The sequence below is a fragment of the Phreatobacter sp. AB_2022a genome, from assembly GCF_026847585.1.
In the GTDB taxonomy this organism is placed as follows: domain Bacteria; phylum Pseudomonadota; class Alphaproteobacteria; order Rhizobiales; family Phreatobacteraceae; genus Phreatobacter.
The window spans coordinates 52,532-73,776 of sequence record NZ_JAPSET010000012.1 but is presented as its reverse complement, the minus strand read 5'-3'; the positions used below and the strand labels follow the sequence as shown (position 1 = coordinate 73,776).

Sequence of the window (21,245 nt, the reverse complement as noted above, 5' to 3'; positions counted from 1 at the left end):
CGCGGTCAGGCCTGTCGCAGCACCAGCGCGCGCGGCACGCCGGCAAGATCGGACCTGAGGCCCGCGACGCCCAGGCCATGCAGACGGCCGATGCCGGCGACGGCCGCCGCCTGGCCGATGCCGAGTTCCAGGACGACGTGACCGCCGCCCGCCAGGAGGCCGGGCACGGCCGCGAGAATGGCGCGATAGGCATCGAGCCCGTCCGGCCCGCCGTCGAGCGCGAGGCGGGGATCGTGCTCGCGCACTTCGCGCGCCAGGCCATCGCAGGTCGCCGAGGGAATATAGGGCGGATTGGAAACGATGAGATCGAAGCGTCCTTCGGCCGCCGCCGCCCAGTCACTTTCCACGAAGCAGGCGCGGTCGCCAAGCCCCAGCGCCGCCGCGTTGAGCCGGGCCGCCTCCAGCGCCTCCACCGAACGGTCGAGACCGAGCCCTTGGGCGGCCGGCCGCTCGGCGAGCAGGGCGAGAAGGATCGTGCCGGGCCCGGTGCCGAGATCGAGCACGCGCACCGCGCGGTCGCCGGGAAGCCGCTCGAGCGCGGCCTCGACCACGGTTTCGGTATCCGGCCGCGGCACCAGGCAGGCCGCGTTCAGCACGAAATCGTGGCCGTGGAATTCGCGCCGGCCGAGGATGCGCGCCACCGGCTCGCCGGCCAGCCGGCGTCCGGCAAAACCTTCGATGAGCTTCGCGGCCGCGACGCCGAGCGGCCGGTCCGAAGCCGCGCCCGGCAGGGCCGGGTCGAGGCCGGTCGCATGGCGCACCAGCACGCGGGCGTCGAGCTCGGCCTCGTCGACGCCGCCGGCGGCAAAGGCCCGCGCAAGGAGCCGGCGCGCGTCGCGCACCGTCAGCTCCGGGCGCAGAACGGGTGCGGCGGCGGTCAAGCCGCGTTCTCGAGCGCGAGCAGGCTCGCCTGATGATCGGCCACCAGCGCGTCGATGATCTCGCCCAGCGCCGTGCCGGCCATGATCTCCGGCAGCTTGTAAAGGGTCAGCTCGATGCGGTGGTCGGTGACCCGTCCTTGCGGGAAATTGTAGGTGCGGATGCGTTCCGAGCGGTCGCCGGAGCCGACCTGCAGCCGACGATCGGCGGCACGGCCGGCCGCCTGGCGGCGACGCTCCTCGTCGAACAGGCGCGCGCGCAGGATGGCAAGCGCGCGGGCCTTGTTCTTGTGCTGCGACCGCTCGTCCTGGACCAGCACCACCGTGCCCGTCGGCACGTGGGTGATGCGCACCGCCGACTCGGTCTTGTTGACGTGCTGGCCGCCGGCGCCGCCGGCGCGCATCGTGTCGATGCGCAGGTCGTCATCGTTGAGCGCGACATCGACATCCTCGGCTTCGGGCAGGACCGCGACGGTGGCGGCCGAGGTATGGATGCGCCCGCCCGACTCGGTCGCCGGCACGCGCTGCACGCGGTGCACGCCGCTCTCGAATTTCAGCTTGGCATAGGCGCCGGCGCCGCGCACCTCGGCGACGATTTCCTTGTAGCCGCCGACCGTGCCTTCGCTGGCCGAGATCGTTTCGACCGTCCAGCCCTGCAGGGCGGCGAAGCGCTCGTACATGCGGTAGAGGTCGCCCGCGAACAGCGAGGCTTCGTCGCCGCCGGTGCCGGCACGGATTTCGAGAATGACGTTCTTGGCGTCCGCCGCGTCCTTGGGCAGCAGGGCGATGCGGAGATCGGCCTCCAGCGTGGCGATGCGCGTTTCCAGCGCGTCGCGTTCGACGCGCGCGAGATCGGCCATCTCGGCATCGGTCGCGGGGTCGGCCATCATCTGGTCGAGGTCGTCGCGCTCGGCGAGCGCCGCGCGGTAGGCCTTGACCGCACCGACCACCGGATCCAGCTCGGCGAATTCGCGCGACAGCGCCACATAGCGGTCGCCGTCGACGCCTCCGGACAGTTCCGCCTCGATGACGGCATGGCGCGTCACCAGCGTATCAAGCTTCGCGATCGGCAGCATCAGAGCGTCACGCCCTCGGCCTCGACGAACTCCATCAGCTTGTCGCGGATCGAAACGCCCTGCCTGGGCTCGTCGATGAGTTTGGTCAGCACGGCCTCCAGGCGCCCGAGATCGAGCTCGAGCAGCATGGACTTGACCGGCCCCATGGCTGCCGGCGACAGCGACAGCGAGCGATAGCCGAGCCCGGCAAGCACCATGGCCTCGAGCGGCCGCGAGGCGAGCTCGCCGCACAGCGTCACCGGCTTGCCGTGCTCGCGGCCCTTGGCCGCCAGCGACCGCAGCGCCCTGAGGATCGGCGGCGACAGGACGTCGAACCGGTTGGCGACGCGGTTGTTGCCGCGGTCGACGGCGAACATGAACTGGATCAGGTCGTTGGACCCGACCGACAGGAAGTCGACCCGCGGCAGCAGTTCGTCGAGCTGGAACAGCAGGGCCGGCACCTCGACCATGGCGCCGATCTGGACCCGGTCGGGCATGCGGTGATCGTGCCGGCGCAAATGGGTCAGCTCGCGCTCGACGATGGCTTTCGCCTCGTCGAACTCCTCGACCGCGGCGATCATCGGGAACATGATCCTGACTTCCCGGCCGGCGCCGGCGCGCAGCATGGCGCGCACCTGGCTGCGCAGCAGGCCCGGACGGTCGAGGCCGAGCCGGATCGCCCGCCAGCCGAGCGCCGGGTTCTCCTCCTGGATCACCTCCATATAGGGCAGCACCTTGTCGCCGCCGATATCAAGGGTGCGGAAGGTCACGGGGCGGTCGCCGGCGGCGTCCAGCACCTTGCGATAGAGGTCCAATTGCTCGGCGACGCGCGGCAGGGCATTGGCCACCATGAACTGCAGCTCGGTGCGGAACAGGCCGATGCCCGAGGCGCCCGTCTCGTCGAGGAACGGCAGGTCGACGAACAGGCCCGCATTCAGCAGCAGGCGGATCTCGACGCCGTCCCTGGTCACGGCCGGCTTGTTGCGGATCGCCTGATATTGCGCCTGCCGCCGGGCGCGGAAGCGCACCTTCTCGGCATAGGCGTTCTCGACGTCGCTGGTCGGCCTGAGCTGCACCTCGCCGGTGGCGCCGTCGATGATGATGGCATCGCCCGGATCGGCGAGGCTGGTGGCATTCTCCACCTGGCCGACGGTGGGAATGCCGAGCGCCCGCGCGACGATCGCCACGTGGCTGGTCGCCCCGCCCTCCTCGAGCACAAGGCCACGCAGCCGCGTGCGGTCGTAGTCGAGCAGCGAGGCCGGCCCCATATGGCGGGCCACCACGATGGCATTGTCGGGCAGGTCGGCGGAGGCGGCGGGATGGTCGCTGCCGGTGAGCTGGCGCAGGATGCGCATGGCAAGATCGTCGAGATCGTGCAGCCGCTCGCGCAGGTAGGGATCGGTCTGGCGCATCATGCGCGCCCGGTTGTCGGACTGGACGCGCTCGACCGCCGCCTCCGCGGTGATGCCCGTGCCGATCGCCTCCTTCATGCGCCGCATGAAGCCGCGGTCGTGCGCGAACATCCGGTAGGCCTCGAGGATGTCCTTGTGCTCGCCGCCGCGGGCGACGTCCTCGGTCTCGAGCATGTCGTCGATCGCCGCGCGGATGGCCTCGACCGCCTGGTCGAGGCGCGCCATCTCGCGGTTCGGATCGTCCGCGATGAGCTGCTTCACCAGGATGCGCGGCTCGTGCAGCACGACATAGCCGAGGCCGACGCCATCGGCGAGCGGCTCGCCGCCGAGCCGCAGCGGCCGGCGCGCCGCGGGCTCCTGGCCAGGCGGGGCGAGCGCGGAGAGCTCGCCCGAGGCGATCATCTCGGCCAGCACCATCGAGGTCGTCTGCAGCGCCTCGATCTCGTCTTCTTCGTATTTGCGGTGCGCGCGGTTCTGCACCACGAGCACGCCGAGCGTATTGCCGCCGCGCAGGATCGGTACGCCGAGGAAGGAGTGGAAGATCTCCTCGCCCGTCTCCGGCTTGTAGGAATATTGCGGATGGTCCTGGGCGTCGGAGAGATTGAGCGGGTCGGCGGTCTGGGCGACGAGGCCGACGAGACCTTCCCCGGCCCGCATGACGGTCAGGTGCACCGCCTCGCGGTTGAGGCCCTGGGTGGCATAGAGTTCGAGCGTGCCGTCGACGCGCAGGACATAGACCGAGCAGACCTCGGCCACCATGTTGGCCGCGATCAGCACGACGATCTTATCGAGGCGCTCCTGCGCGGAAATCTGCTCGGCCATCACCTCGCGCAGGCGACGGAGCAGAAGGCGCGGACCACCGAAGGCGGCACGAATCGGCATGGTCACGTTCTGGGCATCATGCCCTTCATCCTGGCAGCAGGAACGACGGGGGCCCCCGCCGCGCCCTCACCATTAAGGGCGCGATCGGCATTTGCAAAGGGCGGGCCGGATTCGCAAGATCGTGATTGGCCGATATTGCGGCGCAATGTCGGGAAAATGGACCGGAACCGGCGACCGGCCGCGCCCTGCCCCGGCGGCCGGCGGTCGCCGGGCGCTCAGCCCGCCTTGTCGAGGCCGTAGAGCGAATGGAGCGTGCGGGCGGCAAGCTCGGTATAGGCCGCGTCGATCAGCACCGAGAACTTGATCTCGGAGGTGGTGATGGCGCGGATGTTGATGCCCTTTTCGGCGAGCGCCTGGAACGCCCGCGCCGCAACGCCGGCATGGCTGCGCATGCCGACCCCGATGCACGACACCTTGACCACGTCGGAGGCGGTCTCCAGCGCTGTGTAGCCGATCGTCTCGCGCACATCGAGCAGCACCTTCTGGGCGCGTTCGAGATCCGCGCCCGGGCAGGTGAAGGTGATGTCGGTGGTCGCGCCGTCCGACGAGACGTTCTGCACGATCATGTCGACATTGATATTGGCGTCCGCCAGCGGGCCGAAGATCGCCGCGGCGACGCCCGGCTTGTCGGCGACCGACCGGATGCTCACCTGGGCCTCGTCCTTCGAGAAGGCAATGCCCGTGACGACCTGCTTTTCCACGATTTCCTCCTCGTCGCAAATGAGAGTGCCGAGCTGCGGCTGGTCCGGATTGTCGAAAGACGAGCGGACATAGGTGCGCACGCCGTGAATCATCGAAAGCTCGACCGAGCGGACCTGCAGGACCTTGGACCCGAGCGATGCCATTTCCAGCATCTCCTCGAAGCCGACCTTGTCGAGGCGGCGCGCCTTCGGAACGATGCGCGGATCGGTCGTATAGACGCCGTCGACATCGGTGTAGATGTCACAGCGCTCAGCCTTGATCGCCGCGGCGATCGCCACCGCCGACGTGTCCGAACCGCCGCGGCCGAGCGTGGTGATGCGGCCGGTCGCCTCGTGGATGCCCTGGAAGCCCGAGATCACCGCGACCTGCCCCTCGGCAAAGGCAGCGTCGAGATTGGCCGAGGGAATGTCGGCGATGCGCGCCACGGCATGGGCGGAATCGGTAAGGATCGGGATCTGCCAGCCCTGCCACGACCGTGCCTTGATGCCCATGGAATTCAGCACGATGGCGAGCAGACCCGAGGTGACCTGTTCGCCGGAGGCGACCACGGTATCGTATTCGGCCTGCTCGTAGAGCCCCGCCGCCTCCTTGCACCAGGCCACCAGCTCGTTGGTCTTGCCCGACATGGCCGAGACCACCACCGCCACCTGATGACCGGCCTCGACCTCGCGTTTGACATGGCGGGCAACGTTCTTGATCCGGTCGACATTGGCGACGGAGGTACCGCCGAACTTCATCACGAGACGGGACATGGTGAAACGTTCTCTGGCGCGACGCCGCGCACGCTTTGAAAAAAGGCGCGTATGCATAACGATCGATCGGGGGTATGGCAACGCGTCAGGAAGACCGGCGCTTCATTTGGAAATTCGGGGTGAACCATGGCGGCCACGAGCCTCGACCAGGCGGAAGTCGAAAAATTCTCCCAGCTGGCTGAGGAATGGTGGAATCCGACCGGCAAGATGGCGGTGCTGCACAAGTTCAACCCGGTGCGGCTGCGTTATGTCCGGGACCACGCCGTCGCGGCCTTCGACCGCGATCGGAAGGCGATGCGGCCACTCGCCGGCCTGCGGCTGCTCGACATCGGCTGCGGCGGCGGGCTGATCGCCGAGCCGCTCGCGCGCATGGGCGCCGAAGTGGTCGGCATCGATCCGGCCCGCACCAATGTCGAGACGGCGCGCATCCACGCCGCCCAGTCCGGCCTCGCGGTGGACTATCGCAACACCACGGCCGAGGCGCTGGCCGAGGCCGGCGAGCGCTTCGACATCGTGCTGGCCATGGAGGTGGTCGAGCATGTCGCCAACGTCGACCTCTTCACCCGCACCTGCTGCGACCTCGTCCGTCCGGACGGGCTGCTCGTCATGGCCACCATCAATCGCACCATGGCCAGTTTCGGCCTCGCCATCGTCGGCGCCGAATATGTGCTGGGCTGGCTGCCGCGCGGCACCCACGACTGGAACAAGTTCGTCACCCCGCGGGAGCTCGAGACGGCCATCGCCGCGGGCGGGCTGCGCGTCTTCGACGACCGCGGCGTCTGGTACAATCTTCTCGCCGGCCGCTGGGAGGAGACCCGCAGCCTCGACGTCAACTACATGATGGCGGCGCGCAAACCGGCATGACGGCTGGATTCCGGCCGCCCGAACGGCGCCGGCGTTCCTTTGCGAAAACCGTAGCCGACACCAAAATTCCACGCTAATCTTCGAGATTATGCGCCGGACGGTCTTCTCGCTCCTCGCCGTCGCGCTGGTCGCAGGGTCCGCGATGGCCCAGTCCGGCGATACGCCGCGCCGCGAGCCGTTCACGCCGGGCCCCCCCGTGGCCCTGCCGGATTGCACCTGCCGGGCGCAGGGGCGTGAATGGGGTCTTGGCCAGACGGTCTGCCTGAAGACCGCGTCCGGCGAGCGCCTGGCCGTCTGCACGATGGATCAGAACGTGACCTCGTGGCGTATTAGCGAGGTCCCCTGCGCCACGTCTTCTTTGAAACCCTGGGTAACGGCGGCCTTGACACAGCGCAATCGGCCGTAAATCCGTAAAAATCGGGGTTGTACAGCTTGAATTTTCCAGGTTACGCTTGTGGTGGCTCTCAGGTTCGGGCGGCAAGGACCTGGCGGCGGATCGAGTGTGCCATGCGCTTGATGCAACGCGGATATTCCTGGTCCGGGGCCCTGACAGGTTCGCAATCGTGCGGAACCGGCAGTGCATACGGAAAGGCTGACCGGCATGTCGATGACGGGGATCGTCAAATTTTTCAACACCGAGAAGGGCTACGGCTTCATCAAGCCTGACGACGGAGGCAAGGACATTTTTGTCCATATCTCGGCCGTCCAGCGCTCAGGGCTCGCCACACTGGCCGAGGGCCAGAAGCTGGAATACGAGCTCGAACCGGATAAGCGCGGCAAAGGACCGAAAGCGGTCAACCTCGCCATCCGTGCCTGAGGCGGCTGTCTGACCGCCAACGATCGCGCCGCACGGCTCTGCGTGCGGCGGGGTCAGTATTGCGCCGTGCCTGCGGCCAGCCTGTCGACCACCCCGGGCGGATCTCGACGATCGCCGTCGATAGGCCTCGTTCCGCGCGCTGCAGGGCGCGCCGGTCGCACGCAAGGCCATGCGCGCTCGCCATGCCGGCGCTTTTCCGGTAACACCGCGGCCATGAACACCGCCGCCAGCACCGATCGCGCCCCCTCGGCCTCGCGCGCCGATATCGTGATTGCCGGTGCCGGCCTTGCCGGCCTCTCGCTCGCGGCCGCGCTGAAAACGAGCCTCGGGACCGACCTCGCCGTCGTCATCGTCGACCCCGCCGCGGCAAGGCCGCCGGCCGAGGACGGCCGCGCCTCCTCGTTCGTCGCCGCCGCGCGACGGCTGCTGGAGACCGTCGGCGCCTGGGACGCGATCGCGCCGGACGCCCAGCCGATCGTCGACATGGTGGTGACCGACAGCCGGACGCTCGACGTGGTCCGCCCGGTCTTCCTCACCTTCGACGGCGATGTCGCGCCCGGCGAAGCCTTTGCCCATATGGCGCCCAACACGACGGTGGCGCGCGCCCTGCGCGGCCGCGCCGAGGCGCTCGGCGTCCAGTTCCGCGCCGCCCGCGTCACCGCCCTCGAGACGACGCCCGGCGCCGCCGCCGTCACTCTCGACGACGGCTCGCGCATCGACGCGAGCCTCATCGCCGCCTGCGACGGCGGCCGCTCGCCGCTGCGCGGCATGGCCGGCATCCGCACGGTCGGCTGGGACTATGGCCAGTCCGGCATCGTCTGCACGGTGGCCCACGAATACGACCATGGCGGCCGCGCCGAGGAGCATTTCCTGCCGGCCGGCCCCTTCGCCATCCTGCCGATGACCGGCCGCCGCTCCTCCATCGTCTGGACCGAGGAGACGGCCCGCGCCGAACGGCTCTGCGCCCTGCCGAAAATACTGTTCCAGGACGAGCTGGAAACCCGCTTCGGCCTGAAGCTCGGCGCGATCGAGGTCGTCGACCAGCCCAGGGCCTATCCGCTCGGCCTGAAGGTCGCCCGCAGCTTCGTCAGCGAGCGGCTGGCCCTCGTCGGCGACGCCGCCCATGTCATTCACCCGATCGCCGGCCAGGGCATCAATATGGGCTTCCGCGACGTCGCGGCGCTCGCCGAGTGCATCGTCGACGCCGCCCGGCTCGGGCTCGACCCGGGCGGGCCGGACGTGCTGGCCCGCTATCAGCGTTGGCGGCGCTTCGACACGGTCGTCATGGGCGCGGCCACCGACGGGCTCAACCGGCTGTTCTCCAACGCCTCCGATCCCTTGCGCTTCGTGCGCGACCTGGGGCTCGGCCTGGTCGACCGCATGCCGGGCCTCAAGCGTTTCTTCATCCGCCAGGCCGCCGGCCTCGGCGGCGAGGTGCCGCGCCTTCTGAAGGGCGAGGCGCTCTAGCCGTCCGGCGCGGGACGCCAGGCGCGGGACTGCCCGGGCATGGTGGTTTTTCCGTAGTTTCCGATCGCCGGCGGACGCCGCACGATCGTCCCGCCAGAATGACTGGCGGGAGGAATTCTCGATGAAAAGAAGCTTGCTCGGCCTCGCGCTGACGCTCCTCGTCGCGACGGGAGCCTTGGCGCAGGGCAACTACATCATCGTCGCCAATGACGAAAAGACCTTCTTCGAGGCCAACGGAACGCGCAACGGCGAGCCCGGCAAGGACACGGTGACGATCGTCGACATCAGCCGGCCGCTCAACCCGCGCATCGTCACCAGCCTGCCGCTGATCAATTCCGTCTTCGGCCCGCCGACCAATCTGCAGATCACCCCCGACGGACGCCTCGCGCTGGTCGCCAATCCCGTCGTGATGAACCAGGACGGCGCCAACTGGCGCGCCGCCCCCGACAACAAGCTGCACGTCATCGACCTCACCGCCGATCCGCCGAAGCTCGTCGAGACGATCACGGTCGGCCGCCAGCCCTCGGGAATGGCGATCTCGCGCCGGGGCGATCTCGCGCTCGTCGCCAACCGCAACGGCAAGAGCGTCTCGGTGCTCACCATATCCGGCACCACGGTGCGCCAGATCGCCGAGATTCCCATGGAGGACGAGGTGGCGGCGGTCGCCATCACCCCCGACGGCCGGCGCGCCTTCGTGGCCAAGAACGCCGCCCACAAGGTGGCCGTGCTGGCGATCGACGGCACCACCGTCACCTATGACAAGAGCCAGGACATGGTCGTCGGCTACGGCGTCTACAATATCGAGACGACGCCGGACGGACGCTATGCGCTCGCCGCCAATACCGGCATCGGCGGCGACGGTCATTCCGACACGATCAGCGTGATCGACGCCCGGGCCAATCCGCCGCGCGTCGTCGACAACGTCAATGTCGGCGACGGGCCGGAGGGTTTCGCGATCGCCCCGAACGGCCGCCACGCGGTCGCGGTGCTGCTGCGCGGTTCGGCCGCCGTGCATTCGTCCTGGTCCTATAGCCGCAACGGCTCGGCGCGGCTGATCCGCATCGGATCGAACGGCCGGCTGACCCCGCTCAACGACGTACCCGCGGGCGCGCTGCCGGAGGGCATCGCCTTCAGTCCCGACAGCCGCTACGTCTTCATCGGCAACTATATCGACCGCAACCTGCAGGTCTTCCGGATCAACGGCGACCGCCTGGTCGACACCGGCGTGAAGCTCGCCCTGCCGGGACAGCCCGCCTCGATCCGCGGCCGGCCCTGACCGCGCTCAGAGCTGCGACGCGAGCCAGTGCAGGTTCGCGTCGCGGAACCCCTGCTCCTCGATCGCCGCCACCGTGTTCTTGACGTAGTCCCGGTTGGCGCCGGAGTGGCCGTGCCCCTGCCGCACGAGATGGAGCTGCTCGTCGGGCTTGAGGCGGCCGGCATACTGGGCATGGCCGCGGTCGGCGATATAGGTGATCGCGCGGACCCGCGGCTCGCCGGGCTGCTGCAGCGTGACGACGCGCTCCACCTCCAGATAGACCGAAGTCACCTGCTCGCGCTCGCGCAGATACTGGATGGTGGCGGCCCGATTCGCCGCGGCGACGCGGAAGGCGATGCCCCGGCAGGCGCCGCCCCGGTCGAGGCCGAGCACCAGTCCCGGCCGTTCCGGCGTGCCGCGATGGACGTGGGAGAAGACGCACAGGGCCCGATGCAGCCCGATCAGCCGCGCCTGCGCCCGTTCGACGAAGTCGAAACCCGGGCGCCACATCAACGAGCCGTAGCCGAAGACCCAAAGATCGCCTTTTTCACCGGTCATCGGGAGCGGCATCGAAATGAGGAAAAGCAGACCGGGTTCTGGTAAAGACCCAGACTTCGCGATGCAAGCCTTGCCCAGGGATCATCACCCATGCCCCGTCTGCGTACCGTCATCCTTCCCCTCGGCGCCGCCGCTCTGGCCTTTGCCGGCTGGACCGCCGTCTGGCACTGGGGCGCCAACCGGGCCGAGGAGATGATCGACCGGGCCATTGCCAGCGAAGCCGCCAATGGCCGGGTGATCCAGTGCGCCGAGCGCACGCGCGGCGGCTATCCTTTCCGGCTGGAGCTCACCTGCGCCAAGCCGGTCGTCGAGCTGCGCGACGAAAGCCAGCCGATGCGCACCATCCGGCTGGAGCGCCTGCAGGCGGTCTCGCAGATCTGGAGTCCCGGCCATGTCATCGCCGAATGGACCGGGCCGCTGACGGCCAGCGTCGAGGGCGATCCGGCCGTCTACAGCGCGCAATGGCGGCTCGCCCAGACCTCGGCGCAGTTGAGCGTCAACGGCTTCGAAAGCTCGAATGTGGTGATCGACGCCTTCCAGCTCTCGCGCGACAGCACCGTGCTCCTGCGCGCAACGCGCGGCGAGCTGCATACCCGGCCGAGCCCGGCCGATCCGGTCAGCCTCGACGTCGTGGCGAACCTGCAGGGCGCCGCCCTCGGCGATGCCGTCCGGCCGCCGGTGGATGCCGAGATCCAGTTCACCGCGCGCAAGCTGCTGCGCAGCCCAAACCGCCCGCAACCGCTGCCGCTGCGCCAGTGGCAGGCCGCCGGCGGCGCCATCGACCTCGTTCTGCTGCGGGTCGCCCAGGCGAATGCCCTGGCGATCGCCAAAGGCAATCTGAAGCTGACCGCCGACGGCAAACCCGACGGCCAGATCGAGCTGCGCGTCGCCAATCTCGAAAGCGCGGTTCAGGCCAACGGCCTCGGCGGCACGGTCGGCGCGATCGTCGCCGGCCTGAATTTCACCAGCCAGCCGACCGATGTCGACGGCCGGCCCGGCCGCCTCCTGACCTTGCGCGCGAGCGATGGCCGGCTGCAGCTCGGGCCAATCCGCATCGGCCTGCCCTCGCTGCTGCCCTGACCTCGGCTTCCGTCCCGTGCAGCGGCGCGCCTCAGGCCGCGCCGGTCGGCTGGGCGAGCACCAGCGCCCAGAACACCCGATAGCGCGAGCCCGGGCGATAGCCGGTGGCAAGGCCGAGCCGGGTCACCGCCGGGTGCAGCATGTTGGCCCGGTGCGGCGGCGAATCGCGCCAGCCGGAAAAGGCTTCGGCGAGCGTCATGTAGCCGGCGGAGGTGTTCTCCACCGCCGCGCCATGGGCATAGCCCTGGGCATTGAGCCGGGCACCGACCGTGCCGGTCCTGACGCCGACCTGGTCGGCCCGCGCCATGGCGCTTGCCTGCGCCTCCGCGATCCGCATCAGCACCGGATCGACGGCCAGCGGGCCGCGGCCGTTGTTGCGCCGGTAGCCGGTGATCATCTCGGCCGCCATGGCCGCATCCACCCGCGCGCCCGCCTCTGCGAGATTGCGATAGAAGCTCGGCTGCCCCGGCGGCGGCGGTGGCGGCGGCGCGGAACAGGCCGACAGAATGAGCAGCGATCCGCCGCCGATCACGATCTGGCGACGTCCCAGGATCCTGTCCGTCGCCTTCAGCTCACGTTCAGCCATTGAACCTTTTCCTGTATGCGCGTCACCCACGTTCGCGCGAGTGATGCGCGCTAAAAGTTAACCGATCCTGTCAAGCCTCTATCAACCCTATGGTGGTTGAGTGACGGCTGGGGACAGATTGGGAAGAGGGACAGGATAGTCTGTATGCCTTGGTATCGATGTGAGGCGCGCGGCCTGGAGGCCGCCGGCGCCGGGAATTCCTTTGCCGCCACCCGCTTCGTCGAAGCCGATGCCGCCGAGACGGCCGCCCTGAACGTGCGCCGGAGTGTCGGCCGTGAACTGGTGCGCCGCGGCGTCGATCCGCTCGCAGCCGAAGCCTGCGTCAAGGTCGACGAGGTGAGAAGGATCGACGAGGAGGACGTGCCCGGCATCGTCGCCCCCGATCTCGTCTGGCTCGCCCGCGCCTGACGGAACACGCACCGCCTGGCGGGGCCTATGGCGGCCCCGCGGCGGCCGGGCACCGGCCGCCGATGCCGCCCGGCGCGAAAGCCTCGAATGTCGGGATCGTCGCGTTACTGGAAGCGCGCCATCGCCGCGCCGAGCACGGGCCCCGGATGACGCGGGCCGCCGGCCTGGACCAGCACCACCGCCCGCTCGCAGCCGGGTGCGAAACGCTCCAGCCGCGAGGCGGTGAAGCTCTGCGCCGCGCCGGTCCATTCGCCGAGCCGGGTCTGCGACCGCACCACATTGCGATATGTGACGGAATGGCCGCGGTTCTCGCCGCGGGAAATGTCCACCGCCTGGCGCGAGGAGACGCCGAGCAGCACGATGCTCGCGGGCTTTTCGGCCGAGACCAGCGGCCCGTCATAAGCCGGCAGCGACACCGTCACCGTGTCGCCGGAATAGCTCAGCGTCACGGGGATGCTCAGCACGCCGGCCTGGCCCGCCGACTGCTCGATGGCCCGCTCGACAGCCGGGCGGTCCGAACCGATCGCATGGGCGACGCCATTGATCACCATTTGCGGGGTATAGACCTGCCGGTCGCCGCGGACATAGGCATAGGCCTTCTGCCGCTTGGCATTGGCCGGATCGGCGAGCGTGTCGCGCCAGCCGAGATAATCCCAATAGTCGACCGGAAAGGTCAGCGCGATGACGTCGGGGCGATCGGCGATCTCGGCGAGATGGCGGTCGGCCGGCGGGCAGGACGAGCAGCCCTGGCTGGTGAACAGCTCGATGACGGCATGGACCTGGCCGCCCGCCTCGACCGGTGCGGCGGTGAGCGGCGCCGTCCTCAGCGCCATCAGGCCGAGCACGGCCACTCCCCAGATCTTCGCCCTCAGCATCGGTCTCCGCCCCGATCCAACCCTACACAGACAGTGCGTTTGTCCTAGCTTGTCGCATGGCGGTCAGGCGAGTCACGGTTGGGTGAAAATCCCACAAGCGCGCGTGATGAGCCGCCAAAAAGCACAGGGGCGGCGACGGCCACGCACCGTCGCCGCCCCGGCATTCAGGCCTCAGGCCGCAAGGTCGCGCAGCACATATTGCAGGATGCCGCCGTTCTTGAAGTAGTCGATCTCGTCCAGCGTATCGATGCGGCAGAGGATCGGCACCTTCTTCACCTTGCCGTCGGAGAAGGTGACCTCGGCCTCCATCTTCTGGCGCGGCTTCACCGTTTCGAGGCCATGGATGGTGACGGTCTCGTCACCCTTCAGGCCGAGCGAGGCCCAGGTCGTGCCCTCTTCCAGCGTGAACGGCACGATGCCCATGCCGACGAGGTTCGAGCGGTGGATGCGCTCGAAGGACTGCGCGATGACCGCGCGCACGCCGAGCAGGTTGGTGCCTTTGGCCGCCCAGTCGCGCGACGAGCCGTTGCCGTATTCGACGCCGGCGAAGACGACGAGCGGCACCTTTTCCTGGCGATACTTCATCGCCGCGTCGTAGATCGGCATCTCCTCCTTGGACGGATAGTGGATCGTATAGCCGCCTTCGCGGCCGTTGGGCCCCATCATGAAGTTGCGGATGCGGATATTGGCGAAGGTGCCGCGCATCATCACTTCATGGTTGCCGCGCCGGGTGCCGTACTGGTTGAAGTCGGCGACCTCGACCTTGTGGTCGATAAGGTACTTGCCCGCCGGGCTCGCCGCCTTGATCGAACCGGCCGGCGATATGTGGTCGGTGGTGATCTTGTCGCCGAACAGGCCGAGGATGCGCGCGCCCTTGATGTCGCTGATCGCCGCCGGCTTCATGCCCATGCCGACGAAATAGGGCGGGTTCTGCACGTAGGTCGACTTGTCGTCCCAGCTGTAGGTCTGGCCGGCAGGCGCCTTGACCTTGGCCCAGTTGGCATCGCCCTTGAACACGTCGGCGTATTTTTCCTTGAACAGCTTCTTGGTGACGTTCTTGGCGATGAAGGCCTGAATTTCCTTCGACGACGGCCAGATGTCCTTCAGGTAGACCGGCTGGCCCTTCTTGTCGGTGCCGAGCGGATCCTTGGTGAGGTCGAGCTGGACCGAGCCGGCCAGCGCATAGGCGACCACCAGCGGCGGCGAGGCGAGATAGTTCGCCTGCACGTCGGGCGACACGCGGCCCTCGAAGTTGCGGTTGCCCGAGAGCACCGCCGCGGCGATCAGGCCCTGGTCGTTGATCGCCTTGGAGATCTCCGCCGGCAGCGGACCGGAATTGCCGATGCAGGTGGTGCAGCCGAAGCCGACCAGGTTGAAGCCGAGCTTGTCGAGGTCCTTCTGCAGACCCGAATTGGCGAGATAGTCGGCCACGACCTGCGAGCCGGGAGCGAGCGAGGTCTTCACCCACGGCTTGGTCTTCAGCCCCCGGGCGACCGCGTTGCGGGCCAGCAGGCCGGCGGCGAACAGCACGGCCGGGTTCGACGTATTGGTGCAGGAGGTGATGGCGGCGATCGCGACGTCGCCGTGGCCGAGCGTGAAGTCGCGGCCCTCAACCTTGACGCGGCGCGAGATCTCGGCCGCCTTCTTGTAGTCGGTCTCCATGGCGGCGGCGAAGCCGGCGCCGACCGCCTCCAGCGCGACACGGCCCTCGGGACGCTTCGGACCGGCCATGGACGGCACCACCGTGCCGAGATCGAGCTCGAGCGTGTCGGTGAAGACCGGGTCGGGCATCGTCCTGGTACGGAACAGGCCCTGGGCCTTGGCATATTTCTCGACGAGGGCGATGCGCTGGCTCTTGCGGCCCGACGTGGTCAGATAGTTCAGCGTCTCCTCGTCGATCGGGAAGAAGCCGCAGGTCGCGCCGTATTCCGGCGCCATGTTGGCGATGGTGGCGCGGTCGGCCAGCGTCATGTTGTTGAGGCCGTTGCCGAAGAACTCGACGAACTTGCCGACCACGCCCTTCTTGCGCAGCATCTGGGTGACGGTCAGCACCAGGTCGGTCGCGGTCACGCCTTCCTTCAGCTTGCCGGTCAGCTTGAAGCCGATCACCTCGGGCAGCAGCATGGACTGCGGCTGGCCGAGCATGGCGGCCTCTGCCTCGATGCCGCCGACGCCCCAGCCGAGCACGGCGAGGCCGTTGACCATGGTGGTGTGGCTGTCGGTGCCGACCAGCGTATCGGGATAGGCGACCTCGACCGTCTCGGACTTCTTCTTGCCGCCGACGATGCGCGTCACCTTCTCCTTGCGGGTCCAGACCGTCTGGGCGAGGTATTCCAGGTTGACCTGATGGCAGATGCCAGTGCCAGGCGGCACCACCGAGAAGTTCTTGAACGCCTGCTGGCCCCATTTCAGGAAGCGGTAGCGCTCGCCGTTGCGCTGATATTCGAGGTCGACGTTCTTCTTGAAGGCCTTGGCCGAGCCGAACTCGTCGACGATCACCGAATGGTCGATGACCAGGTCGACCGGCACCAGCGGGTTGATCTTCTGCGGATCGCCGCCGAGCGCCTTCATCGCATCGCGCATGGCGGCGAGGTCGACCACCGCCGGAACGCCAGTGAAGTCCTGCATCAGCACGCGCGCCGGGCGGAAGGCGATTTCCTTGCCGGCCTTGCCCTTGTCCTTCAGCCAGGCGGCCACCGCCTGGATGTCGGCCTTGGTGACCGAGCGGCCGTCCTCGGCGCGCAGCAGGTTCTCGAGCAGCACCTTCATCGAGAAAGGCAGCGCCGCAATGCCCTTCAGCCCGTTCTTCTCGGCATCCTTCAGACTGTAATAGATGTAGCTCTTGGTACCGACCTTGAGCGTCTTGCGGGCCTTGAAGCTGTCGAGCGACATGGGGCGATGATCCCTTCGAGTAGGAAGGCCGACATCGCGTCCGAAGTTCCCGGCGCAGTCCGTGGACCAGAGTGGGCGCGGCGACCAATCGGCGGCGTTATAGAGGGATTCCAATCAACCCGCCATATGGCTAGCGGCAATGATCGGCCCTGCACGCTCACTCTTTCGTCGCGGGGCATCCGCCGTCCGCGGGAGGCCCCGTGCCCGCGCTGGCAGCCGGCATCGCTCCGGCCGCAGCCGAACCCTATTCATGGTGCGCAACTGCCTCTAAGAACGAGCCATGATGCGCCTTCATGCCGAGGCCCTCGCCTGTCAGCGCGGCGGCCGGACCGTGTTCCGGGATTTGAGCTTTCAGGCCGAGGCCGGAGAAGCCCTGCAGGTGGTCGGCCGCAACGGCGCCGGCAAATCGAGCCTGCTGCGCATGATCGCCGGCCTCGTGCCGGTGGCGGCGGGAGCGATCCGGCTCGACGGCGGCGATCCCGAAGCCTCGATCGGCGAGCAGGCCCATTATTGCGGCCATCAGGACGCCTTCAAGCCGGCCCTGACCGTGAAGGAGAATCTCGCCTTCTGGACCGCCTTCCTCGGCGGGCCGGCGACCGGAGACGATCTGCTCGCAGCCCTCGCCCGCCTCGGCCTCGACCATCTCGCCGACCTGCCGGCCGGCTATCTCTCCGCCGGCCAGCGCCGGCGCCTGGCGCTCGCCCGACTCGTCAGCATCGCCCGCCCGCTCTGGCTCCTGGACGAGCCGACCGCCGCGCTCGACCAGGCGAGCCAGCAGGTGCTCGCCAGCCTCATGGCGGCGCACCTGGCCGGCGGCGGGCTGATCCTCGCCGCCACGCACGGGCCGCTCGGCATCGCCGCGCGCGCGCTCGTGGTCGGTCCCGCGCCATGACCGGTCCGTTGAAGGCGCTGTTCCTGCGCGATCTCCGGCTCGCCGCCCGCATCGGCGGCGGCGCCATGGTCGGCGTCGTCTTCTTCCTGTCGGTCGTGACCATCGTGCCCTTCGGCGTCGGCCCCGACATGAACCTGCTCGCCCGCATCGGCCCGGCCATCCTGTGGATCGGCGCCCTGCTGGCGAGTCTTCTCGGCCTCGACCGGCTGTTCCAGGCCGATGCCGACGACGGCTCGCTCGACCTGATGATGATGGCCGGCACGCCGCTCGCGCTCACCGTTCTCGTCAAGACCGCGGCCCATTGGCTGGCGACCGGCCTGCCCCTGGTGATCGCCGCGCCCGTGCTCGGCCTTTTGATGAACGTGCCAGCCGAGGCCATGGCGGCGGTCGCTCTGACGCTCGTCGCCGGCACGCCGGCGTTGACCGGGCTCGGCACGATCGGCGCGGCGCTCTCCGTCGGCCTGCGCCGCGGCGGCCTGCTCATGGCCGTGCTGGTGCTGCCGCTGTGCATTCCGGTTCTGGTCTTCGGCGTCGCCGCCACCCAGGCGGCGATCGCCGGCCCGGCGCCCTTCGGGCCGCCCTTCGCCATTCTGGCGGCGCTGTCGCTGGCAAGCCTGGTGCTCGGCCCGGTGGCCGCGGCGGCGGCGCTGAAGTTCGGCCTCGAATGAACGCCCGGCCCGCTCGGGTGCGTCCGCGCCGGCCCGGTCTTGTTCTCGCCGCATCGCGGCGTGACAGTGTTCCGGCTGCCCATCCGGGTGTCGCGATGTCGAAGACCGCCCCGATCCCCATGCCGAGCACTTGAGCGGCCTTCGAAAGCAAGGACGACACCCGCCATCCCAATGGTTCGGTGTCCGGTTTTTCGAGAGGTCCGCCGCGCGCGCATCCGTCGCATGCAGCGCCGGATCACAAAAAACGCCGGCACTGGCAGGAGACCTGTCATGCACCGTCCGATCCTGGCCGCCTCCCTCCTTGTCCTGTCCGGCTGCAACAGCCAGCCGGATCTGGTCGTGGTCTCGCCGCCGATCCAGGCCGAGACGACGGCGATCTGCGCCACGACCGGGCGCGGCGCGCGCATCCATGTCACCGCCAGCAACAATTCGCCGCGGCCGATGATCTGCCAGGTCGCCTGCTCGTTCGAGCGACCGGGCGGCGAAACGGGGCAGGTCGTCTGCGACGGGGCGGTGGCCGGCAATGCCGATGCCGCCCCATTCTGCGAAAACATCGACCGGAACCGGCGCGTGCGGCGGCTGACCGGTACGCTGGTCGACTGCACCTTCGCCCGGGAGCCGGGCTGATGCCGGTGATCAGGCCGGGCTCGTCCGCTGCCAGGCGGCGGGCATCAGGCCGATGAAGCCGTCGAGCCAGGCGACGAGCCGCGGGTGATCCGCCCGCCAGGCGCCATCGAAGCGGATGTCCTGGTAGCCGAGGGCGCAGGCGAGCGCGAGCGTGCCGACATGAATGTCGAGCGTGGGCGGCTCCGCCTCCAGCCGCGCCATGGCGCGAGCGACCTTGCCGCCCTGGTGGTCGAGCCAGCGCGGTTCGCGCCGGTCCTCGGGCCGGAACATCGCCTCGTAGCGCTGCAGGATGAGCGCGTCGAGAACGCCGTCGGCGAGCGCCTGCAGCGTCAGCACGGCGATCCGTGCCCGCGGTTCGGCCGGAATGATCTTGTTTCCGCCGGCTTCCATATCCAGATATTCGACGATCACGCGGCTGTCGTAGACGACCGATCCGTCGTCGAGCACCAGGGCGGGAATCTTGCCGAGCGGGTTCTGCTCGCGCAGGATGTCGCCGGCATCCATCGTATCTGCCGTCTCGACGATCACCCGGTCGGCAAGACCGAGATGGTCGAGTGCGAGTTTGACCTTGCGGCCGAACGGCGAAAGCGGAGAAGAGCGCAGAACGAGCGGCATGCCCTGGAGCTTCCTGTGTCTTTGGGAAATGGCGGCGGGACCCTGCGCAGGCGGCCGCCGGCCGGTCAAGAGGCCGGCGCCCGAACCGCCCCGCGCCCGTGACCGGAATTCATCGGGGCCGGCAAACCGGCCTCGTCGTCTTGCCGCGCCGCGCCGGCGCCCTCATAATTGCCGTTCGCTTCGAAGCTGAGCCACATGAAGATTGAATCGCCCTATTTCGACCGCATCCGCGTCAAGCCGGAAGACGACCGCCGCGCCAAGGCACGTCCCGGCATGCGCGTCTGCGGCGCTCCCGGCTGCGACTGCGAAGCGACGCACCGCGCTCCGCTCGGCCGCGACCGCGAGGGCGAGTTCGTCTGGTTCTGCCTCGACCACGTGCGCGAGTACAACGCCACCTACAACTATTTCGCCGGCATGAACGATGCCGCCGTCGCCGCCTATCAGAAGGACGCGCTGACCGGCCACCGGCCGACCTGGAACATGGGCGTCAACGCCTGGAGCCGCGGCGGCCGGCGCGCCGGGCCGGAGGTCCATATGGGCCCGCGCGGCGCGGCCGACCCCTTCGGCATCTTCGAGGGCGAGGCCTGGCGACCCGCCGGCAGCCACCAGGCCGAGCCGGAGGGCGGACGGATGATCCGCAATGCCGAGCGCAAGGCGCTCAGCGCGCTCAACCTCGACGTGCATGCCACCGCCGCCGAGATCAAGGCGCGCTTCAAGGAGCTCGCCAAGCGGCTGCATCCGGACGCCAATGGCGGCGACCGGTCGCGGGAGGACAAGCTGCGTGAGATCATCCAGGCCTACAACTATTTGAAGCAGGCTGGCTTCTGCTGATCGGACGCATCAATAATGCGAATGGCATTCCCGCATGTGGCGGCCTTCCGGGCGCGACCCGCGATCTGATAAGGTCCTGCCGATCTTTTTAAGGAAACGGCTCGCCGCTGAAGGAGCGGCATCGGAGGTATTCGTGACAGTGCAGCCTGAAAAGGGTACCGGGACCCCGGATACCACGGTGTCGGTGCGCAAGGTGTTTGGCATCGATTCGGATATGACCGTGCCGGCCTATTCCAAGCCCGACGACCATGTTCCCGACCTTGATCCGGACTACCTGTTCGACAAGCCGACGACGCTCGCGATCCTCGCAGGCTTCGCCCACAACCGTCGCGTCATGGTGTCCGGCTTCCACGGCACCGGCAAGTCGACCCATATCGAACAGGTCGCGGCCCGGCTGAACTGGCCCTGCGTGCGCGTCAATCTCGACAGCCACGTCTCGCGCATCGATCTCGTCGGCAAGGACGCGATCGTGCTCAAGGACGGCAAGCAGGTCACCGAGTTCCGGGACGGCATCCTGCCCTGGGCCTACCAGCACAATGTGGCGCTCTGCTTCGACGAATACGACGCCGGCCGCCCGGACGTGATGTTCGTCATCCAGCGCGTCCTGGAATCCTCCGGCCGCCTGACCCTGCTCGACCAGAGCCGGGTGATCCGCCCTCATCCGGCCTTCCGCCTGTTCGCCACCGCCAACACGGTGGGCCTCGGCGACACGACCGGCCTCTATCACGGCACGCAGCAGATCAACCAGGCGCAGATGGACCGCTGGTCGATCGTCACCACGCTGAACTATCTGCCGCACGACAACGAGGTCGGCATCATCCTGGCCAAGGCCAAGAATTTCGCCAAGACCACCGAGGGCCGCGACCAGGTGAACAAGATGGTGCGCGTGGCGGATCTCACCCGCAACGCCTTCATGAACGGCGACCTGTCGACGGTCATGTCGCCGCGCACCGTGCTGACCTGGGCCGAGAATGCCGACATCTTCAAGGATATCGGCTTTGCCTTCCGGCTGACCTTCCTGAACAAGTGCGACGAGATGGAGCGGACCCTGGTGGCCGAGTTCTATCAGCGCTGCTTTGGCCAGGAGCTGCCGGAAAGCGCCGTCAACGTGGCGCTGAGCTGACGGAGG

Annotated in this window: 20 protein-coding genes; 11 read left to right on the top strand and 9 right to left on the bottom strand. The window is 68.5% G+C overall.

Translation table 11 applies throughout. From position 1 onward, the window contains the following. Positions 1 to 5: 5 nt before the first annotated feature. The 4 genes from prmC to OZ671_RS10960 form a co-directional block, all read right to left on the bottom strand. Positions 6 to 881 (bottom strand): peptide chain release factor N(5)-glutamine methyltransferase, encoded by an 876-nt coding sequence (gene prmC / locus OZ671_RS10975; protein ID WP_268860786.1) that lies wholly within the window; start codon positions 879 to 881, stop codon positions 6 to 8. Further along, the gene (prfA, locus tag OZ671_RS10970) at positions 878 to 1,954 is read right to left on the bottom strand and encodes a peptide chain release factor 1 (protein ID WP_268860785.1); all 1,077 of its coding nucleotides are present in this window, start codon (positions 1,952 to 1,954) and stop codon (positions 878 to 880) included. Before prfA ends, prmC begins: the two co-directional genes overlap by 4 nt. Further along, positions 1,954 to 4,221: a phosphoenolpyruvate--protein phosphotransferase gene (gene ptsP, locus OZ671_RS10965; protein WP_268860850.1), complete on the bottom strand. Its 2,268-nt coding sequence runs from the start codon at positions 4,219 to 4,221 to the stop codon at positions 1,954 to 1,956. Before ptsP ends, prfA begins: the two co-directional genes overlap by 1 nt. Positions 4,222 to 4,442: 221 nt before the next feature. Then, entirely contained in the window at positions 4,443 to 5,681 is a 1,239-nt protein-coding gene (locus OZ671_RS10960; protein ID WP_268860784.1) for an aspartate kinase, read from the bottom strand. A 126-nt stretch (positions 5,682 to 5,807) separates the two neighbouring features. Between OZ671_RS10960 and ubiG the strand changes: the two genes are divergently transcribed. The 4 genes from ubiG (at position 5,808) to OZ671_RS10940 (ending at position 10,105) form a co-directional block, all read left to right on the top strand. Next, positions 5,808 to 6,545 carry a bifunctional 2-polyprenyl-6-hydroxyphenol methylase/3-demethylubiquinol 3-O-methyltransferase UbiG gene (gene ubiG, locus OZ671_RS10955; RefSeq protein ID WP_268860783.1) on the top strand — a complete coding sequence of 246 codons (738 nt, stop codon included), beginning with the start codon at positions 5,808 to 5,810 and terminating at the stop codon, positions 6,543 to 6,545. Between the two features lie 601 nt (positions 6,546 to 7,146). Further along, a complete protein-coding gene (locus tag OZ671_RS10950) occupies positions 7,147 to 7,362 on the top strand; it encodes a cold-shock protein (RefSeq protein ID WP_038303237.1) in 216 nt (71 codons plus the stop codon). Positions 7,363 to 7,575: 213 nt separating this feature from the next. Next, a complete protein-coding gene (locus OZ671_RS10945) occupies positions 7,576 to 8,829 on the top strand; it encodes a ubiquinone biosynthesis hydroxylase (protein ID WP_268860782.1) in 1,254 nt (417 codons plus the stop codon). 121 nt (positions 8,830 to 8,950) lie between these two features. Then, positions 8,951 to 10,105, top strand: coding sequence for a lactonase family protein (locus OZ671_RS10940; RefSeq protein WP_268860781.1), 1,155 nt, complete (start codon positions 8,951 to 8,953; stop codon positions 10,103 to 10,105). 6 nt (positions 10,106 to 10,111) lie between these two features. On the opposite strand, the gene OZ671_RS10935 is transcribed toward OZ671_RS10940, so the two are convergent. After that, on the bottom strand, positions 10,112 to 10,642 hold the full coding sequence (locus tag OZ671_RS10935; RefSeq protein WP_268860780.1) for a gamma-glutamylcyclotransferase: 531 nt from the start codon (positions 10,640 to 10,642) through the stop codon (positions 10,112 to 10,114). A 90-nt stretch (positions 10,643 to 10,732) separates the two neighbouring features. Between OZ671_RS10935 and OZ671_RS10930 the strand changes: the two genes are divergently transcribed. Then, positions 10,733 to 11,722: a DUF2125 domain-containing protein gene (locus OZ671_RS10930; protein WP_038303201.1), complete on the top strand. Its 990-nt coding sequence runs from the start codon at positions 10,733 to 10,735 to the stop codon at positions 11,720 to 11,722. Positions 11,723 to 11,753: 31 nt separating this feature from the next. Here OZ671_RS10930 and OZ671_RS10925 read toward each other — a convergent pair whose 3' ends face one another. Then, complete coding sequence (locus OZ671_RS10925; RefSeq protein WP_268860779.1) at positions 11,754 to 12,308, bottom strand: CAP domain-containing protein; 555 nt, start codon at positions 12,306 to 12,308, stop codon at positions 11,754 to 11,756. 144 nt (positions 12,309 to 12,452) lie between these two features. Here OZ671_RS10925 and OZ671_RS10920 point away from each other — a divergent pair, with 144 nt between their 5' ends. After that, complete coding sequence (locus tag OZ671_RS10920; protein ID WP_268860778.1) at positions 12,453 to 12,716, top strand: hypothetical protein; 264 nt, start codon at positions 12,453 to 12,455, stop codon at positions 12,714 to 12,716. A gap of 104 nt (positions 12,717 to 12,820) precedes the next feature. Here OZ671_RS10920 and OZ671_RS10915 read toward each other — a convergent pair whose 3' ends face one another. Both OZ671_RS10915 and acnA read right to left on the bottom strand, forming a co-directional pair. Further along, positions 12,821 to 13,591, bottom strand: coding sequence for a DUF1223 domain-containing protein (locus OZ671_RS10915; protein ID WP_038303205.1), 771 nt, complete (start codon positions 13,589 to 13,591; stop codon positions 12,821 to 12,823). A gap of 171 nt (positions 13,592 to 13,762) precedes the next feature. After that, on the bottom strand, positions 13,763 to 16,483 hold the full coding sequence (acnA, locus tag OZ671_RS10910) for an aconitate hydratase AcnA (RefSeq protein ID WP_268860777.1): 2,721 nt from the start codon (positions 16,481 to 16,483) through the stop codon (positions 13,763 to 13,765). A gap of 283 nt (positions 16,484 to 16,766) precedes the next feature. Here acnA and ccmA point away from each other — a divergent pair, with 283 nt between their 5' ends. The 3 genes from ccmA to OZ671_RS10895 all read left to right on the top strand — a co-directional run bounded on the left by ccmA (position 16,767) and on the right by OZ671_RS10895 (position 18,670). Next, positions 16,767 to 17,375: a heme ABC exporter ATP-binding protein CcmA gene (gene ccmA / locus OZ671_RS10905; RefSeq protein WP_268860849.1), complete on the top strand. Its 609-nt coding sequence runs from the start codon at positions 16,767 to 16,769 to the stop codon at positions 17,373 to 17,375. Beyond that, on the top strand, positions 17,372 to 18,043 hold the full coding sequence (ccmB, locus tag OZ671_RS10900; protein WP_268860776.1) for a heme exporter protein CcmB: 672 nt from the start codon (positions 17,372 to 17,374) through the stop codon (positions 18,041 to 18,043). The genes ccmA and ccmB overlap by 4 nt, the downstream gene beginning before the upstream one ends. 270 nt (positions 18,044 to 18,313) lie before the next feature. Then, positions 18,314 to 18,670 carry a hypothetical protein gene (locus OZ671_RS10895; protein WP_038303211.1) on the top strand — a complete coding sequence of 119 codons (357 nt, stop codon included), beginning with the start codon at positions 18,314 to 18,316 and terminating at the stop codon, positions 18,668 to 18,670. A gap of 9 nt (positions 18,671 to 18,679) precedes the next feature. On the opposite strand, the gene OZ671_RS10890 is transcribed toward OZ671_RS10895, so the two are convergent. Beyond that, entirely contained in the window at positions 18,680 to 19,285 is a 606-nt protein-coding gene (locus OZ671_RS10890; protein ID WP_268860775.1) for a glutathione S-transferase family protein, read from the bottom strand. A 195-nt stretch (positions 19,286 to 19,480) separates the two neighbouring features. Between OZ671_RS10890 and OZ671_RS10885 the strand changes: the two genes are divergently transcribed. Both OZ671_RS10885 and cobS read left to right on the top strand, forming a co-directional pair. After that, positions 19,481 to 20,116, top strand: coding sequence for a J domain-containing protein (locus OZ671_RS10885; RefSeq protein ID WP_268860774.1), 636 nt, complete (start codon positions 19,481 to 19,483; stop codon positions 20,114 to 20,116). A gap of 133 nt (positions 20,117 to 20,249) precedes the next feature. Continuing rightward, complete coding sequence (cobS, locus tag OZ671_RS10880; RefSeq protein ID WP_268860773.1) at positions 20,250 to 21,239, top strand: cobaltochelatase subunit CobS; 990 nt, start codon at positions 20,250 to 20,252, stop codon at positions 21,237 to 21,239. The last annotated feature ends 6 nt before the right edge of the window (positions 21,240 to 21,245 follow it).